A 16,587-nucleotide genomic window follows, 5' to 3' on the forward strand; every position below is an offset into this window, starting at 1 on the left:
TGATAGCAGGACTTTGTCACGATCGGGTGACACCATGTACGCCATGAGGCAAAGGATTCTCGTCGTCGACGACGACGCTTCGCTGGCCGAGATGCTCACCATCGTGCTACGTGGGGAGGGTTTCGACACCGCGGTCGTCGGTGACGGCACCCAGGCGCTCACCGCGGTGCACGAGCTGCGGCCCGATCTGGTCCTGCTGGACCTGATGCTGCCCGGCATGAACGGCATCGACGTGTGCCGGGTGCTGCGCAAGGACTCCGGCGTGCCGATCGTGATGCTCACCGCCAAGACCGACACCGTCGACGTGGTGCTCGGGCTGGAGTCGGGCGCCGACGACTACATCATGAAGCCGTTCAAACCCAAGGAGCTGGTGGCCCGGGTGCGCGCGAGGCTGCGCCGCAACGACGACGAGCCGGCCGAGATGCTCTCGATCGCCGACATCGACATCGACGTGCCGGCGCACAAGGTGAGCCGCGCCGGTGAGCAGATCTCCCTGACTCCGTTGGAGTTCGACCTGCTGGTGGCCCTGGCACGCAAGCCCCGCCAGGTGTTTACTCGTGAAGTGCTGCTCGAACAGGTCTGGGGATACCGGCACCCGGCCGACACCCGGCTGGTGAACGTGCATGTTCAGCGCCTGCGGGCCAAGGTGGAGCAAGACCCGGAGAACCCGACCGTGGTGCTGACCGTTCGAGGAGTGGGTTACAAGGCCGGACCTCCGTGATCCCCGCCGGGGAGCGGCGTCGGTGATCTTCAGTTCCAGACGGCGCCCGCGTCGGTCGGGCCCGCTGCTGCTCGGGGTCAACACACTGCGCCGCGCGGTCCAGCTCGCCTGGCGACGTTCGCTGCAGCTGCGGGTGGTGGCCCTGACGATGGGGCTGTCGGCGGCGGTCATCTTGGCGCTCGGGTTCGTCTTGACCAGTCAGATCACCGATCGGGTGCTCGACGTCAAGGTCCGGGCGGCCACCGAGCAGATCGAACGGGCCCGCATCACGGCCGGCGGCATCGTCGGCGGCGAGGAAGCCCGTTCGCTGACCTCGAGCCTGCAGCTGGCCCGTAACACGCTGATGAGCAAAACCGATCCGGCCGCCGGCAGCGGAATCGCGGGCGCGTTCGACGCGGTGCTGGTGGTGCTCGGCGAGGGCCCGCGCGCGGCGACCACCGCCGGCCCGGTCGACCAGGTGCCGGTCGCGCTACGCGAATTCGTCAAGGCGGGCCAGGTCAGCTACCAGTACGCCATGGTGCATGTCGAGGGGTTCTCCGGCCCGGCCTTGGTGATCGGAACGCCGACGACGTCGCGGATCACCAACCTGGAGCTCTACCTGATCTATCCGCTGGGCACCGAGCGCAACACGATCAGCATGGTGCGGGGCACCATCGCCACCGGGGGACTGGTGCTGCTGGTGTTGCTGGCCGGCATCGCACTGCTGGTGTCGCGGCAGGTGGTGTTGCCGGTGCGGTCGGCCTCGCGGATCGCCGAACGGTTCGCCGAAGGGCATCTGTCCGAACGGATGCCGGTGCGCGGTGAGGACGACATGGCGCGCCTGGCGGTGTCGTTCAACGATATGGCCGAGAGCCTGTCACGGCAGATCACTCAGCTCGAGGAGTTCGGCAATCTGCAGCGCCGATTCACCTCCGACGTCAGCCACGAGCTGCGCACCCCGCTGACCACGGTGCGGATGGCCGCCGATCTGATCCACGACCACAGCGAAGACCTGGAGCCCTCGCTGCGGCGCTCCACCGAGCTGCTGGTCAGTGAGCTCGACCGGTTCGAGTCGCTGCTCAACGACCTGCTGGAGATCTCCCGGCACGACGCGGGTGTGGCCGAATTGTCCGTGGAGTCGGTGGACCTGCGTTCGACGGTCAAGAGCGCGCTGGACAACGTGGGCCATCTGGCCGCCGACGCCGGCGTCGAACTCAAGGTGGACATGCCCGACCAAGGGGTGATCGCCGAGGTCGATCCGCGCCGGGTGGAACGCATCCTGCGCAATCTGATCGCCAACGCCATCGACCACGCCGAACACAAGCCGGTGGTGATCCGGATGGGTGCCGACGCCGACACCGTGGCCGTCACGGTCCGCGACCACGGGGTGGGGCTGCGGCCGGGGGAGGAGAAGCTGGTGTTCAGCCGGTTCTGGCGTGCCGACCCGTCGCGGGTGCGGCGCTCCGGGGGGACCGGGCTGGGCCTGGCGATCAGCGTCGAGGACGCTCGCCTGCACCAGGGCCGGCTGGAGGCCTGGGGTGAGCCCGGCAAGGGCGCCTGTTTCCGGCTCACCCTGCCACTGGTGCGCGGGCACAAGGTCACGACCAGCCCGCTGCCGATGAAGCCGGTGAGCGCCGCCGAGCGTCGGGAACGTCGGCAGCGAGCGCGCGAACACGCCGAAAGGAGCGGGTGATGCGCCGGCTCCGCGTCGTGGCGCTGATGCTCGCCGCCACTGTTGCGCTGGCGGGCTGCGCCGGAGTGCCCAGCACGTCGGCGCCGCAGGCGATCGGCACGGTGCAGGCGCCGCCGCCGACGGTGCTGCCCAAACCTACCCCGGGGATGGACCCCGATGTGCTGCTGCGCGAATTCCTCAAGGCGACCGCCGACCCGGCCAACCGGCACCGCGCGGCACGGCAGTTCCTCACCCAGTCGGCGTCGGATGCCTGGGACGACGCCGGCAGTGCGCTGTTGATCGACAACGTGGTGTTCGTCGAAACCCGCAGTGCCGACCGGGTTGCGGTCACCATGCGCGCCGACATGCTGGGTTCGCTGTCGGACATGGGGGTGTTCGAGACCGCCGAGGGCGCGCTGCCGCCCCCGGAGCCGATCGAACTGCTCAAGACCTCCGACGGCTGGCGCATCGACCGGCTACCCAACGGGGTCTTCCTGGATTGGCAGCAGTTCCAGGCCACCTACAAGCGCAACACGCTGTATTTCGTCGACCCCACCGGCAAGACGGTGGTGCCCGACCCGCGCTACGTCGCGGTGTCCGACCCCGACCAGTTGGCCACCGAACTGGTGTCCAAGCTGATCGCCGGCCCCCGCCCGGAGATGGCCGGCGTGCGCAACCTGCTGGCGGCACCGTTGCGGCTGCGCGGGCCGGTGACCCGCGCCGACGGCGGCAAGAGCGGGGTGGGCCGCGGCTACGGTGGGGCGAAGATCGACCTGGACAGCCTGTCGACCACCGACCCGAACAGCAGGCAATTGCTTGCCGCCCAACTGATCTGGACACTGGCCCGGGCGGACATCAAGGGGCCCTACGTGATCACCGCCGACGGTGCGGCGCTCGACGACCGGTTCCCGGACGGCTGGACGACCTCCGATGTGGCCACCACCGACCCGGGCGCCTCCGACGGGGCCGGGGCCGGGATTCACGCGCTGGTCGGTGGATCGCTGCTGGTGCTGGACGGCCAGCAGGCCAACCGGGTGCCCGGGGCGTTCGGCCGGGAACCCGATCAGGAGTCGTGCGCGTTGTCGCGCAACGGCCGCCAGGTGGCCTCGGTGGTGGTGCATCCCGGTGACCCGGAGGCCACCCTGTGGATCGGAGACCTCGGCGGTGAGGCGGTGCAGGCGGCCGAGGGCCACACCCTGTCCCGGCCCAGCTGGTCGCTGGACGAAGCGGTGTGGGTCGTGGTCGACGGCAACAACGTGCTTCGCGCGATCCAGGAGGTGGCCACCGGCCGCCCGGCCCGGATTCCGGTGGACTCCGGGGCGATCAACGCGAGGTTCCCCGGCCCGATCAGCGAACTGCAGCTGTCCCGCGACGGCACCCGGGCCGCCATGGTGATCGGCGGGCAGGTGATCCTGGCCGGTGTCGAGCAGACCCCGGCGGGCCAGTTCGTGCTGAGCTATCCGCGCCGGCTGGGCTTCGGGCTCGGCTCCTCGGTGGTGTCGCTGAGCTGGCGCACCGGCGACGACATCGTGGTCAGCCGCTCCGACCCCAAGCACCCGGTGTCCTACGTCAACATCGACGGGGTGAACTCCGATGCGCCCAACGGCAATCTGCAGCTGCCGGTGTCGACGATCGTCGCCGACCCCTCCACGGTCTATGTGGCCGATCCGCGCGGGGTGTTGGCGTTGTCGTCGTCGCGGGCCGAGGACGAACAGAGCTGGTCACCGGTGGGCCCGTTCATGGTCGGTGGGGCGGTGCCGGTGCTGCCCGGTTAGCCCTGGCTCATCCGCTGACGATCAGCGACAGCCGCCGGCGTTCGGCGCGCTCCGAGACGTTCTGGCGCCGCTTGGCGGCGCCCACCAGGCGAGCCACCGCGGCTTCGATGCTGTGCGCGAATTCGTCGACGTCGGGCATGGTGTCGTAGTCGGCCAGTATCCCGAAGGACAGACTTCCGGCGTAGCTGAGCATCGCCACCCCGGTGCGCAACTGCAGCGCGATCGGCGGCACCGGGAGTACATCGAGCACGTTGCGGCCCAGGATGTGCAGGCTCTGCGACGGGCCCGGCACATTGGTCGCAAGCGTGGTGACGTTCTGCTGAGGCAGCCGCGTCAACAGCCGCACCGCCCAGGCGGTGAGGGGGAACGGGAGGTGATTGGCCGCCGAGACGAAGGCGCTGCCGGCCTGGTGCTGGCCGGTGGACTTGGTTCGGTTCAGCCGCGAGTGCACCAGCCTCAGCCGTCGCACCGGGTTCTCTTCCTCGACCGGCAGGTAGGGCAGCATCACCGACACCCGGTTGTCCGTCACGCGGACGGCGTCGCCGCCCCGCGTGGACACCGGCACCAGGGTACGCAATGTTTCGGGCCGGGGGTGTTCGCCACGGCGGTCCAGCATGCCCCGGTAGGCCTCGGTCAGGGCGGCCAACGCGACGTCGTTGAGGGTCACGCCGAACGCCTGGCAGATCTGGTTGACGTCGGCCAGGGCCACCTTGGCCGAGCTGTACCGGCGCATCGCGCTCATCGGCCCGTTCAACGAGGTGGGGGTGCTCGGGCGCAGCAGCCCGGCCGACAGCTCGACGGTGCCGCGGGCGGCCCGCAGAGCCGCGGCGCCCACCGCAGTCGAGGTGTTCCACAGCTCGGCCGCCCAGTTCGCGGGATTCAGCGTGTCGAGTCCGAAATGCAGTATGCCCGAATGGGTTTCGCGTGAACCGCGAATATTGTCGACGAAGCTGGTGACCCCTTCGCCGGAAGCGCCGCTTTCATCGCACAACCCGGTGAACAGGTGAGAGGTCGCGATGCCGTCACCGACGCAGTGGTGAACCTTGACCAGCATCGCCCACCGGTCCTGGCTCAGGCCCTCGATCACCCAGATGTGCCACAGCGGCCGGTCCCGGTCCAACCGGCGCGCCATCTGGTCGGCGACGAAGCCGAACAGTTCGGTGTCGCCGCCGGGATGCGGCAGGGCGACCCGCCGCACGTGATGGCCCATGTCGAAGTCGGGGTCGGGCACCCACCGCGGTGGCGCCAGGTCGAGCGGGTGCACCTGCAGCTTCTGACCGAAGCGCCGGCAGGCGCTGATCCGCGCGCCCAGCGTGGAGACCAGCGTGGCGTAGTCCGGCGGTGGCCCCTCCAACACGACCAGCCCGCCGATGGCCAGGCTGACATGGGGATCGGAATCCTCGGCCTCCAGGAAACCGGCGTCCAGTGTGGTCAGTTGCTCCATGATGCGGACCTCCTGCCTGCGCCCCGCTCCTAATGATCCGCCCCCGTCGGTCGGCGTCGGCAGGGCCGGAAGTCCCGAGTCCATGGTGACGGGTGCGGTGGGCGGCCTCCGGTGGCCCAAAGTCCCTCCGGCCGGGGCCTTCCTGCTCTGTCTGGGTCTGATCGCGCGGGGGCATCGTGAAACCGTCACGGTCGGGCTGCGAGGGCGGCCCGGGCCGTGGCGGAGGAAAGGGGGCCGGATCGTGGACGATCAGCCTGCTGGCTACCCGGACACCGCGGCCGTCAGGGAGACCGTTCGCACCGCGCTGCAGCTGGCGACCCGCGCCCCGTCGGTGCACAATTCCCAGCCGTGGCGCTGGCGGGTGCAGACGGCGACACAGCAGCCTCGGCTGGAGCTGTTCGCCGAACCCGACCTGCACCTGCGCCGCGTGGATCTCGACGGCCGCGGGCTGATTCTGAGCTGCGGCGCGGCGCTGCACCATTGCGTGGTCGCCCTGGCCGCGCTGGGCTGGCGCGCCAAAGTCCACCGGTTGCCCGATCCGGCCCGACCCGACCACCTGGCGACGATCGAGCTGTTCGGGCCCGATCCCGGGCGGCTTCCCGAACAGGTCGACGTGGCGCTGGCCGCCGCGATACCGCGGCGGCGCACCGATCGCCGCTGCTTCAGTGGCTGGCCGGTGGCGGCGGCCGACATCGCCCTGATGGGCGCCCGTGCCGCCCGCGCCGGGGTGATGCTGCGCCGGATCGATGGGCTCGACCGGCTGAACACGCTTGTGGCCCAAGCCGTCGTCGCCCACCGCACCGACTACGACTACCTCGCGGAGTTGACGCGCTGGAGTGGCCGGTACGGCTCGGTGGCCGGCGTCCCGGCCCACAGTGTTCCGGCGCCGACCGCCGGTGCGCCGATTCCGGGGCGGCTGTTCGCCGACCCGCTGCTGGCCCAGCCGCCCGGTGCCGACCCGGCCGAGGACCGCGCGGTGATGCTGGCATTGGGCACCGAAGACGACGACCGTCTGGCCCAACTGCGCGCCGGTGAGGCCACCAGCGTGGTGCTGCTGACCGCGACGGCACTGGGGCTGGCCAGCTGTCCGGTCACCGAGCCGCTGGAGATCGCTGAAACCCGCGCCGCGGTGCGCCGCGACGTCTTCGGTGTCAGCGGCTATCCGCAGATGCTGCTGCGGGTGGGCTGGGCCCCCATCAACGCCGACCCACTGGCGGCGACCCCGCGACGTTTCCTCAACGACACCGTGGAATGGCTGCCCGCAGTCGATCATCGTGGCACCGCGGCCGATGCCGAATGCCGGACGGTGTGCGTGTGACGGGTTACTGCGTCATCAGTGGTGCCGACCAGCGCAGCACGGTGCCGCCACCGGGGGCCGATTCGACGCTGAAGGTGCCGCCGGCCTGGGCGGCACGCTGTCGCAGGTTGTCCAGGCCGCTGGGGGTGAGGACCTCCGGCAGCCCGCGGCCGTTGTCGGTCACCTCGATGGCCAGGTCGTCTTCGACCTTGATCTGCACGCTCAGCTCGGTGGCGCCGGAATGCCGGACCGCGTTGCTGACCGCTTCGGAGACCACCGCCTCGGCATGATCGGCCAGGGCGGGTTCGACCACCGATAGTGGGCCGACGAACTGAACGGTGGTGTGCAGCCCCGAACCGGAGAATTGGGCGACCGCGCTGTCGAGCCGCTGGCGCAACCGGGTCACCGCCGAGGAGGTGCCGTGCAGGTCGAAGATGGTGGTGCGGATCTCGCCGATGATCTCCTGCAGGTCGTCGACCGCGTCGGAGAGCCGGCGCTGCACCGCGGCGGATCGGGCCCGCGGAATGGTGCCCTGCAGTGACAGCCCGACGGCGAACAGCCGCTGGATCACATGGTCGTGCAGGTCCCGCGCGATGCGGTCCCGGTCGGTGAGCACGTCGAGTTCGTGCATGCGGCGCTGGGAGGTGGCCGACTGCCAGGCCAACGCCGCCTGGTCGGCGAACGCGGCCATCATGTCGAGTTGTTCGACGCTGAACGGGTTCGCGTTGCCCGGGCGCACCACCACGACGACGCCGGCCACCGCGTCGGCGGCGCGCAACGGCAGGATCAATGCCGGACCGACCGCGTCGACGCCGTCTAACCGCAGGCGGTCCACCTTGCGCGGCATGCGCTGGGAGTATGCGTCGCCGACCGGGGTCCCGGTGACCGGGATGGCCTCACCGGCGATCGAATCCATTGCGGCACCCACGGTTTCGACAGCCAGGAGCTCTTTGACCTCGGATTCGGGGGTGTCCTCGTCCAGCGGGATGGCCACCAGCGCACATTCGGCGCCGGTGAGCTTGCTGGCTTCCTCCGCGATCAGCCGGAACACCGTGGTGGGATCGGTTCCGGACAACAGTTCGGTGGCGATGTCACGGGTGGATTCGATCCAGGACTGCCGCGCCTTGGCCTGCGCGTACAGCCGGGCGTTGGCGATGGCGATCCCGGCGGCGGCCGCCAGCGCCTGCACCAGTACCTCGTCGTCCTCGCTGAACGGCTGCCCGTTGGCCTTCTCGGTGAGATACAGATTGCCGAAGACCTCGTCCTGTACGCCCACCGGCACGCCGAGGAACGTGTGCATCGGCGGATGGTATGCCGGAAACCCTACCGATGCAGGGTGTTTGCTGAGGTCATCCAGCCGCAGGGGGTGGGGGTCGTCGATCAGCAGGCCCACCACGCCCACTCCTTCGGGCAGCCGCCCGATCCGGGCGAAGGTGTCGTCGTCGATGCCCTCGTAGACGAACTCGAGCATTCGGCGGTCGTGATCATGTACTTCCAGCGCACCGTATTTGGCCTCGACCAGGTTGGTGGCGGTCTGCACGATGGAGCGCAGGGTGGCGTCGAGTTCCAGCCCCGAGGTGACCACCAGCATCGCCGCCAGCAGGCCGTCGAGGCGGTCACGTCCCTCGACGATCTGCTCGACCCGGTCCTGAACGCCGACCAGCAGTTCGCGCAGCCGCAATTGGGAAAGTGTGTCGCGCAGGGGGTTCGGGCCGTCCGCGGGTGGGTCGTCAGTCATTCCGGGAGCGCTCGAGTTTGGTGGCGAACACCGCGGCCTGGGTTCGGCGTTCCATGCCTAGCTTCGCCAGCAGCCGTGACACGTAGTTCTTGACGGTCTTTTCCGCCAGGAACATCCGGTCGGCGATCTGTTTGTTGGTCAGGCCCTCGGCGAGCAGGCTCAGCAGGGTGCGTTCTTGTTCGGACAGTCCCGACAGCGGGTCGGGCTTGGCGGTGGTGCCGCGCAGTTTGGCCATCAGTGCGGCGGCGGCGCGGTTGTCGAGCAGGGAGCGTCCGGCGCCGACGTCCTTGACGGCGCGGGCCAACTCCATGCCCTTGATGTCCTTGACGATGTAGCCGCTGGCGCCGGCCAGGATGGCGTCGAGCATCGCCTCGTCGGAGGTGAAGGAGGTCAGGATCAGGCAGCGCAGCTCCGGCATGCGCGACAGCAGATCACGGCAGAGCTCGATACCGTTGCCGTCGGGAAGCCGTACGTCGAGCACCGCCACGTCGGGCCGCAGGGCCGGGATGCGTGCCATCGCCTCGGCGACCGAACCGGCCTCACCGACGACGTCGAGCTCCGGGTCGGCGCCGAGTAGGTCGATCAGGCCGCGGCGCACCACCTCGTGATCGTCCACTAGGAAGACGGTGACCACGCCGCGTCCCTTCGTAGCAGTCGTCATCGCGGCGCCCCGCCGACGGTGAGCACCGAACAGCCGCAGGTGCCGCCGGCCCAGCCGAGGCTCCGTCGGTCGCGGGTGCCCGAGACGAACAACTGGACGGACTCGGCTTCCTCGGCCAGACAGCCGGCGAGGTAGTCGGCGACGTCGCCGGCGGTGATGGACTCGATCGGCAGGTCGGGGTGGCGCTGGGCCCAGTCCTGCAGCCGGCGACGAACCTGCTCATCGGAGGTGACCATCCGCAGGGGCGCGTGACGCAGCTTGACTTCGGCCATGGCCCATCCCAGCACGGTCCTATTGTCCGGTGACGCATCCACTTCGGCAACTATCGCCCCACCGTCTCGGTGGGTGTCGGGACTGCGGATCACGGCCACCGGGCAGCCCGCTGACCCGGCCAGCGCGGCCGCCGTCGAACCGGCGCGATGGCAGGTGTGGGCCACCCCGACCGATCCCACCGCGACCATCGCCGCCGAATGGGACCGGTCGATCAAGGTGGCGAGCGGGTTTCCGCGCACCGACTCGATTTCGGCCCGCACTCCGGTGCTGTCCTGCACCGCCCGGCGGGCTTGCGACAGGGCGCTGGAGGCGGCGGCCTGCGCGTCGGGGGGATCGGCCGGATCGCTGGCAGCGTGGATGACGTACACCAGGTGCAGTGGCAGGTTCCGGTCGGCCGCTTCCCGGGCCGCCCAGACCGCGGCGCTGCATGCGGCCGGTGATCCGTCGATGCCGACGACGACCGCGTGTGTTGACTTTCGATCACCCATGGTGGCTCCCGAATGGCCGGCCAAGCGTCGATCCGCGCTCGGCACAGCCCCAGGATATCGGCGTGAACTGCACTTTCCCAGGGGACTAAGTCCTCGCCGGGCACACCGGTCCTTACCGGGTGCGAAGGCCGTCGAGCAGGGCGTTGAGAGCTTGCACGCCTCGGTCGCGTGCTGCGTGCTGGTCGGGGGCGTTGGCGATGAACAGAGCCGCTTCGTCGGCCACCGCAAGCAGCAGATGCGCCATGACGTCAACGGGCAGATGGGGCCCGAGGTCGCCCTCTTCGACGGCGCGCCCGAGCATCGCCCGGACGGCGCCGAGCCCATAGAGGTTTTCGAGTTCGCGCCAGCGGGTCCAGCCGAGGACGGCGGGGCCGTCGACAAGCAGCACGCGCTGTACGTGCGGTGTGAGCGAAGCGTCCAGAAATCCGATCAGGCCCTGCCGCAGCTGGTTCAGGGCGCCGTCAGCCGGATCGGCGAGATTCTGCGCGGCGGCCGTGACCAGATCGACCTCCACGCTGTGGAACACCGCCTCGAACAGTGCTTGCTTGTCGGTGAAGTGGTGATAGAGCGCGCCGCGCGTTCCGACTCCGGCCGCGGCGACGATCTCTTCGGTGCTGGTGTGGTGGTAGCCCTTCTCCACGAACAACCGGCGCGCGGCGTCCACCAACGCATGGCGGGTGGCTTCGGCTTGGGCAGCGCGACGGGCCTTGGTGTCCATCGCCTCCGCGCCCATGCTGCCAGGGTATTGCAGACCTGGAGTAGTCAACATACAGTCCGAATGTCACATACAACTTGTATGTCGATCGGGCCGGGTCGCCTCTGTGGAGCTGACTCGGGGAGGGGGTTCGCCGTCACGGTGTTACAGGACATCCGCACGCGGATCCCGGTGATTGCATGAGCGCGTCAACGCTGTTGCCGGACGTGGAATCGGCCGCGCCGGCGGTCGACGAGGACCAGCCTCTCGCCGCGCCACCGGCTCCCGACACCGACTCGGTCATCGACCGGGGCACCCCCGCGCCGCAGCCGCTATTGAGCGCTGGGTCGCGGCGCTGGCTGCTGGTCGTGTGCTCGCTGGGTGTCCTGCTGGTGATCTCGTCGGTGGTGTCGCTCAACGCCGCGCTGGGCGCAATGGCGGTCGATACCGGGGCCACGCAATCCCAGCTGACGTGGATCGTCGACGGCTACACCCTGGTGATGGCCTGCCTGTTGTTGCCCGCGGGCGCGTTGGGTGATCGTTACGGACGCCGCGGCGCGCTGCTGGTGGGGATGGCCATCTTCGCCGACGCTTCGCTCGCGCCGGTATTGATCAGCAGCAGTCCCGTGGGGCTGATCGTGGCCCGGATGATCGCCGGCGTCGGTGCCGCCGCCATCCTGCCCGCCACCCTGTCATTGCTGACCACCGCGTTTCCCGAAGACGAGCGCAACAAGGCGGTCGGTATCTGGGCGGGCGTGTGCGCATCGAGCGCGCTGGTCGGTTTTACAGGTACCGCACTTCTAACCCAATTCGGGTCCTGGACAACGATATTCTGGGCATTCGCGGTCGCCGCAATACTGCTGTACATCCTGGCACTCAGCATCCCGTCATCGAAAGACCCCGACGCCACCCCGATCGACTGGTGGGGTGCGCTGCTGATCGCCGCGGCCGTGGCGGTGTTCGTCTACAGCGTGATCGAAGCTCCGCTGCGAGGTTGGAGTGATGGCCTGGTGGTGGGCGGCCTGGTCACGGGAACGGCGCTTGGACTGTTGTTCGGATGGGTCGAACTCCGCCTGACCCACCCACTGTTGGACGTGCGGGTGTTTCGGCGCCCCGACATGCTCAGCGGTTCCATCGGCATCACCACGATGTTCTTCGCCATCTTCGGCTTCTTCTTCCTGGTTATGCAGTACATGCAGCTTGTCGTGGGATACAGCGCCATGCAGACGGCGATCGCGTTGTGCCCGTTGGCGGTACCGCTATTGTTCCTGGCTGCACTGACCCCGTGGTATCTACCACGTCTGGGGCTGCGGATCTCGCGTTGCAGGCGGACTGGGCATCTTGGCGGCCGGACTGTTCTGTATGCGTTTGGTCCACGTCGATTCCAGCTATTTCGACCTGGCTTGGCCTTTGGTCGTCTTGAGTTCCGGGATGGGCCTGTGCAACGCGCCTTCGACCACCGCTATCACCGGAGCCGTCCCGCACAACAAACAGGGCGTGGCTTCGGCCGTCAACGACGCCACCAGAGAAGTCGGCGGCGCGCTGGGCATCGCACTGGCCGGTTCGACGCTTGCGGCCGGTTACAGCAAGGCGCTTACCCCGGCCGTCAGTGTCTACCCCGACGAGATCCAAGAGCTGTCCCTGGGCTCACTTGCCCAGGCATTCGCCATCGCGGATCGGCTCGGGCCGACTGGAGAACGTTTACGGGTCGACGCCAAGTACGCATTCGTCGAGGCGATGGACACGTCGCTGTTGATGCTCGGCGGTGTCGCCCTGGCCGCCGCGGTGGTTGTTGCGATCTGGGCCCCCGGTGTCTCGGGTCTGCAATACGAGATTCTGCGTCGAGCGGCGTATCGTGGCCGCCACCGACGGTGACACTGGAGGGCTGCGGCGACCGGTTCTGCCTACTTGCCCCGCCCGGCATCGCGCAGAGCCGCGGCCGCTCCGCCCAAAAACGGGGTGATGATGTCTACCGGCAACGGGAAGACCACGGTCGAATTCTGGTCAGCGCCGAGCTCCAAAAGGGTTTGCAGGTAACGCAGTTGTAGCGACGCGGGATTGCGCGACAGTGTCTCGGCGGCCTGGCTCAGTTCCTCGGAGGCCTGCAGCTCGCCGCGGGCGTTGATGACCTTCGCCCGGCGTTCACGCTCGGCCTCGGCCTCCCGGGCCATGGCGCGCTGCATCGACTCCGGGATCTCCACATCCTTGATCTCGACCACCCGGACCTGCACGCCCCACGGTTCGGTCTGCTTGTCGATGATGGTACGCAGGTCTGCGTTGAGGTCGTCACGGTGCGCCAGCAGGGTGTCCAGGTCGGCTCGGCCCAGCAGTGAGCGCAGTGTCGTCTGGGCGATCTGGGAGGTGGCCACGGCGTAGTTCTCCACCGCCAGAATCGCTTTGAGCGGATCGACCACCTGGAACATCACCACCGCGTTCACTCGGGCTGGGACGTTGTCGCGGGTGATCACCTCCTGCGGGGGGATGGTGAGCGTCACGACCCGCTCGTCGACGCGGATCATCTTGTCCACCAAAGGGATCAGAAACCGAAGGCCGGGCTGGTAGAGGGGCCGGGCGTGGCCCACCCGGAAGACGACGCCCCGTTCGTATTCCGGCAGCACTTTGATGGAGAAGTACGCCAGGACGGGCAGCGCCACGATCACGATCACCGCAACGGTGATGAGCCCTTCACTCACTTAGGTGCTGCCTTCCTCGTGCTGTCGGAGAACCCGCCCCACCGGGTGGAGTACCGGTCGATGGCGGCTTCGGCCTGCACGGCCCGCGCCTGCGCGTCGGCCGGATGCGGTGTCTCATCGGGTGCGTTGGCCGGAGTGTTCCACAGATGGCGCACCAGCGGGGACCCGCCGGCCAGCACGATCGCGATCGCGGCGCCCAGCACCGCCACATCGGCGGGCCGGTGGTTGGCGAACAGCGTCGCCAGCGGCATGATCACCCCGAATCCGGCCACCGCACAGGCGATCCCCCGGTGGAACCGGCCGGCCTCCGAGTGCGGCCACGGGTCCACCGGCCGGCTGATCTCCCGACCGTGATCCGAGGTGGTGCAGGTCTCCTTGACCGGGCAGGAGTTGCAGATCGACGGCGTCGCGCGGTAGCGCATCACCCGGTCGGCCCGGTCGAACGAGGTGGGCCAGAGCCACTGGTCCTGCGGGCACTTCCAGGCGTCGTGGTCCTCGTGGTAGACGAACTTTCCGGTGCGCCACTGGGCGGCGCGTTCGGAGGTCCGCTTGGCCATGGTGTCGAAGCCCCATGCGAAGACGAGCAGGAGCAGGGCGTAGCCGGATATCAGCCACACCCACGCTCCCGGCATCGTCATCGTCGTCAGCTCTTCGTGTCGGCGGACTCGGTACCGGCCGTGACCGAGGTGTAGAGCGGGTGCTCGGGCAACTCCTCGACGGTCTCACCGGAGCGGAAGTGGCGCAGCGCGGTCCAGGCGATCCAGCAGAACGGCAGCACCCCGCCGACGATGACGATCAGGTCGCCCGGCAGCCGCAGCCACTCCAGCAGCGCGTTGCCCGGCTTGGTGATGTAGCCCAGGGACCGCGCCTCGAAATAGCCGGCGTTGACCGAGTGGAACAACTGCAGCACACCCAGCGGCAGCAGTGTGATGAACACCATCCAGGCCAGGCCGATGTTCATGCCCCAGAAGGAGATTCGGGCCAGCTTGTGGGGCCACTTGTCCGCCGGGATCACGTACCGGAAGGCGAACATCGCCAGCGCCACCGCGAGCATGCCGTAGACCCCGAACATCGCCGCGTGCGCGTGGTTGGCCGTCAGTGCGGTGCCGATCTCGTAGTAGGACACCACCGGAAGGTTCACCAGGAAACCGAAGATGCCCGCCCCCAGGAAGTTCCAGAATCCGACCGCGACCAGGAACATCACCGCCCAGCGCGCCGGGAAGTTGTGCTGGCCACCGGCCTCCTGACGCGCACCCAGCTGCAGGAATGCCCAGGCCTCCACGGTCAGGAAGGTCAGCGGGATCACCTCGGCGGCCGAGAAGAACGCGCCCAGCGCCATGTGCTCCACCGGGGTGCCGGAGAAGTACAGGTGGTGCATGGTGCCGATCACGCCACCGGCGGAGTACAAGATGATGTCGAGCAGGATCACCAGCAGCGCAACGCGTTCGCGCACCACCCCGAGCTGGACGAAGATGTAGGCCACCATCGCCGTGGTGAACAGCTCCAGGAAGTCCTCGACCCACAGGTGCACCATCCAGAAGCGCCAGAAGTCGGCGACCGAGAAGTGGGTGTCGCTGCCGGCGAGCAAGCTGACCGCATAGAAGCTCGGGATGGCCAGACCGGTGAAGAAGAACAGCCAGGGCAGGTTCATCTTCGAGGTGGTCGCCAGCTTCGCGCGCATGCCGCGCCAGATGATGAAGATCCACAGGAACAACCCGACGATCAGCAGCACCTGGAACAGCCGCGGCAGGTCCAGGAACTCCCACTGCTGGGAGAGCGCGGTGCCCGGCTTGATCACCCCGAAGATCGACAGCGCCTCGAACGCCAGGGATCCGAAGACCACGACCGCGAGCGCCCCGAGCAGGCCGTAGACCAGCACCGATTGCTTTCCGGGCTCGCGGCGGGTGATGAACGGCACCAGGAAGATGCCGCCGGCCAAAAACGCCGCCGCGGTCCAGAACAGCGACAACTGCAGGTGCCAGGTTCGGGCCAGGTTGTAGGGCAGGATCTTGGCCAGGTCGATTCCGTAGAACGCCGACAGGTCGGCGCGGTAGTGCTCGACGGCGCCGCCCAACAGCGTCTGCGCCAGGAACAGCACCGCGACGACGGCGAAGATCCAGATCGCGGCCCGCTGCGAGCGGGTCAACGGCACGTCGCCGGGCTGGCGGAACTCCAGCTTGGTCATCTCGGTGCCGTGCCAGCCGATGTTCTGGCTCCAGCGGCCGTAGACGGTGAACATGATCCCGATGCCGCCCAGGAGCGCGATCAACGACAGCATCGACCACACCACCACCGATCCGGTGGGGCCGTTGTCGACGCGGGGCTCCGAGGGCCAGTTGTTGGTGTAGCTGTAGGTGTGGCCGGGCCGGTCGGCGGCCGAGGCCCAGGCGGTCCAGGCGAAGAACGCGGTGAGGTCGCGGATCTCACCGGGGTCGGTGATCATGCGCGGCAGCAGGCCGTACTTGGTGGAGTCTTCGCCGAAGTATTCGGCGTAGTGGCGCTGGATGTCGGTGAAGGCCCGGGCCTGCTTGTCGGTGAAGACCAGGGTGCCGGTGTCGGCGTTGTAGCGGTTGGTCCGGAACTCGGCGACCACCTCATTGTGCGGGTCGGGCACGCCTTGTGCCTGGAACTGGCCGGCCACGTTCTCGGTGGCCAGCCGCAGGTACTCGGCGGTGTAGTCCGGGCCGAGGTAGGCGCCGTGGCCCAGCACCGACCCGTACTGCATCAGCCCGCGGGCCTGGAACAGCTCCTGCCCGCGGGTGATGTCGTCGCCGGTGAACAGTTGCCGGCCCGTCTCGGTGACGACCTTGTCCGGCATCGGCATCGATGCGGTGTAGGTGCGATAGGCCAGGATCCCCATCACCAGGAACCCGAAGATCATCACGAGTGCCACGCCCTGGGCCCAGCCCTTGCCGACCAGCGCCCCGGCGCGGCCGGAATCGCCGGTGGGCGTGCCCATCTGTGTCGATTTGGTGGTCATGGACGGGGACGCTAACAGCGTCGCGGAGCAAATACCGTCGATCTGTTAGGGACCTCACGGTTTTGGGGTCTGGCGACAGGGTCGCCGTGGACTAAATACCCCTTGACATGGGGATACTACATAGCGTAGTAGCAATTTTCGGGGCCGGTCTGTCGGTGCCCGGTGGCAGTCT

The 16,587-nt window shown here is 68.5% G+C and carries 12 protein-coding genes and 1 pseudogene; 5 read left to right on the plus strand and 8 right to left on the minus strand.

All coding sequences use genetic code 11. The features are described from left to right. Window positions 1-34: 34 nt before the first annotated feature. Genes mtrA through lpqB form a run of 3 tightly spaced genes read left to right on the plus strand, consistent with a single transcriptional unit; the run spans window position 35 to window position 4,147 of the window. Window positions 35-721: a two-component system response regulator MtrA gene (mtrA, locus tag BST28_RS02260; protein WP_019737852.1), complete on the plus strand. Its 687-nt coding sequence runs from the start codon at window positions 35-37 to the stop codon at window positions 719-721. A 22-nt stretch (window positions 722-743) separates the two neighbouring features. Continuing rightward, the gene (mtrB, locus tag BST28_RS02265) at window positions 744-2,393 is read left to right on the plus strand and encodes an MtrAB system histidine kinase MtrB (protein ID WP_019737851.1); all 1,650 of its coding nucleotides are present in this window, start codon (window positions 744-746) and stop codon (window positions 2,391-2,393) included. Then, window positions 2,393-4,147, plus strand: a complete 1,755-nt coding sequence (gene lpqB / locus BST28_RS02270; RefSeq protein WP_020425501.1) for an MtrAB system accessory lipoprotein LpqB — start codon at window positions 2,393-2,395, stop codon at window positions 4,145-4,147. The genes mtrB and lpqB overlap by 1 nt, the downstream gene beginning before the upstream one ends. 7 nt (window positions 4,148-4,154) lie before the next feature. On the opposite strand, the gene BST28_RS02275 is transcribed toward lpqB, so the two are convergent. After that, the gene (locus tag BST28_RS02275; RefSeq protein ID WP_065287506.1) at window positions 4,155-5,591 is read right to left on the minus strand and encodes a WS/DGAT/MGAT family O-acyltransferase; all 1,437 of its coding nucleotides are present in this window, start codon (window positions 5,589-5,591) and stop codon (window positions 4,155-4,157) included. Between the two features lie 241 nt (window positions 5,592-5,832). Between BST28_RS02275 and BST28_RS02280 the strand changes: the two genes are divergently transcribed. After that, window positions 5,833-6,909, plus strand: coding sequence for an Acg family FMN-binding oxidoreductase (locus tag BST28_RS02280; protein WP_065287505.1), 1,077 nt, complete (start codon window positions 5,833-5,835; stop codon window positions 6,907-6,909). A gap of 4 nt (window positions 6,910-6,913) precedes the next feature. Here the strand turns inward: BST28_RS02280 and BST28_RS02285 are convergent, their stop codons facing one another. From BST28_RS02285 to BST28_RS02300, 4 genes are all read right to left on the minus strand, one after another. Then, on the minus strand, window positions 6,914-8,626 hold the full coding sequence (locus tag BST28_RS02285) for a GAF domain-containing sensor histidine kinase (protein WP_065287504.1): 1,713 nt from the start codon (window positions 8,624-8,626) through the stop codon (window positions 6,914-6,916). Then, the gene (dosR, locus tag BST28_RS02290; protein ID WP_065287503.1) at window positions 8,619-9,260 is read right to left on the minus strand and encodes a hypoxia response regulator transcription factor DosR/DevR; all 642 of its coding nucleotides are present in this window, start codon (window positions 9,258-9,260) and stop codon (window positions 8,619-8,621) included. The genes BST28_RS02285 and dosR overlap by 8 nt, the downstream gene beginning before the upstream one ends. A gap of 23 nt (window positions 9,261-9,283) precedes the next feature. Continuing rightward, entirely contained in the window at window positions 9,284-10,048 is a 765-nt protein-coding gene (locus tag BST28_RS02295; protein ID WP_065287502.1) for a universal stress protein, read from the minus strand. Window positions 10,049-10,160: 112 nt separating this feature from the next. Beyond that, window positions 10,161-10,781, minus strand: a complete 621-nt coding sequence (locus BST28_RS02300) for a TetR/AcrR family transcriptional regulator (protein WP_205634571.1) — start codon at window positions 10,779-10,781, stop codon at window positions 10,161-10,163. Between the two features lie 395 nt (window positions 10,782-11,176). On the opposite strand from BST28_RS02300, the pseudogene BST28_RS24535 reads away from it, so the two are divergent. Beyond that, window positions 11,177-11,995 (plus strand): annotated as a pseudogene (locus BST28_RS24535) (MFS transporter); the annotation flags it as partial. 651 nt (window positions 11,996-12,646) lie between these two features. Here the strand turns inward: BST28_RS24535 and BST28_RS02310 are convergent. Genes BST28_RS02310 through BST28_RS02320 form a run of 3 tightly spaced genes read right to left on the minus strand, consistent with a single transcriptional unit; the run spans window position 12,647 to window position 16,394 of the window. Continuing rightward, window positions 12,647-13,435: a slipin family protein gene (locus tag BST28_RS02310; RefSeq protein WP_065287501.1), complete on the minus strand. Its 789-nt coding sequence runs from the start codon at window positions 13,433-13,435 to the stop codon at window positions 12,647-12,649. Next, window positions 13,432-14,073, minus strand: a complete 642-nt coding sequence (locus BST28_RS02315; RefSeq protein ID WP_065287500.1) for a hypothetical protein — start codon at window positions 14,071-14,073, stop codon at window positions 13,432-13,434. The genes BST28_RS02310 and BST28_RS02315 overlap by 4 nt, the downstream gene beginning before the upstream one ends. A gap of 5 nt (window positions 14,074-14,078) precedes the next feature. After that, complete coding sequence (locus BST28_RS02320; protein WP_065287499.1) at window positions 14,079-16,394, minus strand: nitric-oxide reductase large subunit; 2,316 nt, start codon at window positions 16,392-16,394, stop codon at window positions 14,079-14,081. Window positions 16,395-16,587: the final 193 nt, after the last annotated feature.

It is taken from the genome of Mycolicibacter kumamotonensis (assembly GCF_002086285.1).
GTDB classification, from domain to species: domain Bacteria; phylum Actinomycetota; class Actinomycetes; order Mycobacteriales; family Mycobacteriaceae; genus Mycobacterium; species Mycobacterium kumamotonense.

What these genes read in the sequence shown, in the direction of transcription:
- lpqB (WP_020425501.1), top strand. Translation starts at nt 2,393, where the DNA reads ATGCGCCGGCTCCGCGTCGTGGCGCTGATGCTCGCCGCCACTGTTGCG.
- BST28_RS02295 (WP_065287502.1), bottom strand. Translation starts at nt 10,048, where the DNA reads ATGGGTGATCGAAAGTCAACACACGCGGTCGTCGTCGGCATCGACGGA.
- BST28_RS02315 (WP_065287500.1), bottom strand. Translation starts at nt 14,073, where the DNA reads ATGACGATGCCGGGAGCGTGGGTGTGGCTGATATCCGGCTACGCCCTG.
- BST28_RS02275 (WP_065287506.1), bottom strand. Translation starts at nt 5,591, where the DNA reads ATGGAGCAACTGACCACACTGGACGCCGGTTTCCTGGAGGCCGAGGAT.
- BST28_RS02300 (WP_205634571.1), bottom strand. Translation starts at nt 10,781, where the DNA reads ATGGGCGCGGAGGCGATGGACACCAAGGCCCGTCGCGCTGCCCAAGCC.
- BST28_RS02320 (WP_065287499.1), bottom strand. Translation starts at nt 16,394, where the DNA reads ATGGGCACGCCCACCGGCGATTCCGGCCGCGCCGGGGCGCTGGTCGGC.
- mtrA (WP_019737852.1), top strand. Translation starts at nt 35, where the DNA reads ATGTACGCCATGAGGCAAAGGATTCTCGTCGTCGACGACGACGCTTCG.
- BST28_RS02285 (WP_065287504.1), bottom strand. Translation starts at nt 8,626, where the DNA reads ATGACTGACGACCCACCCGCGGACGGCCCGAACCCCCTGCGCGACACA.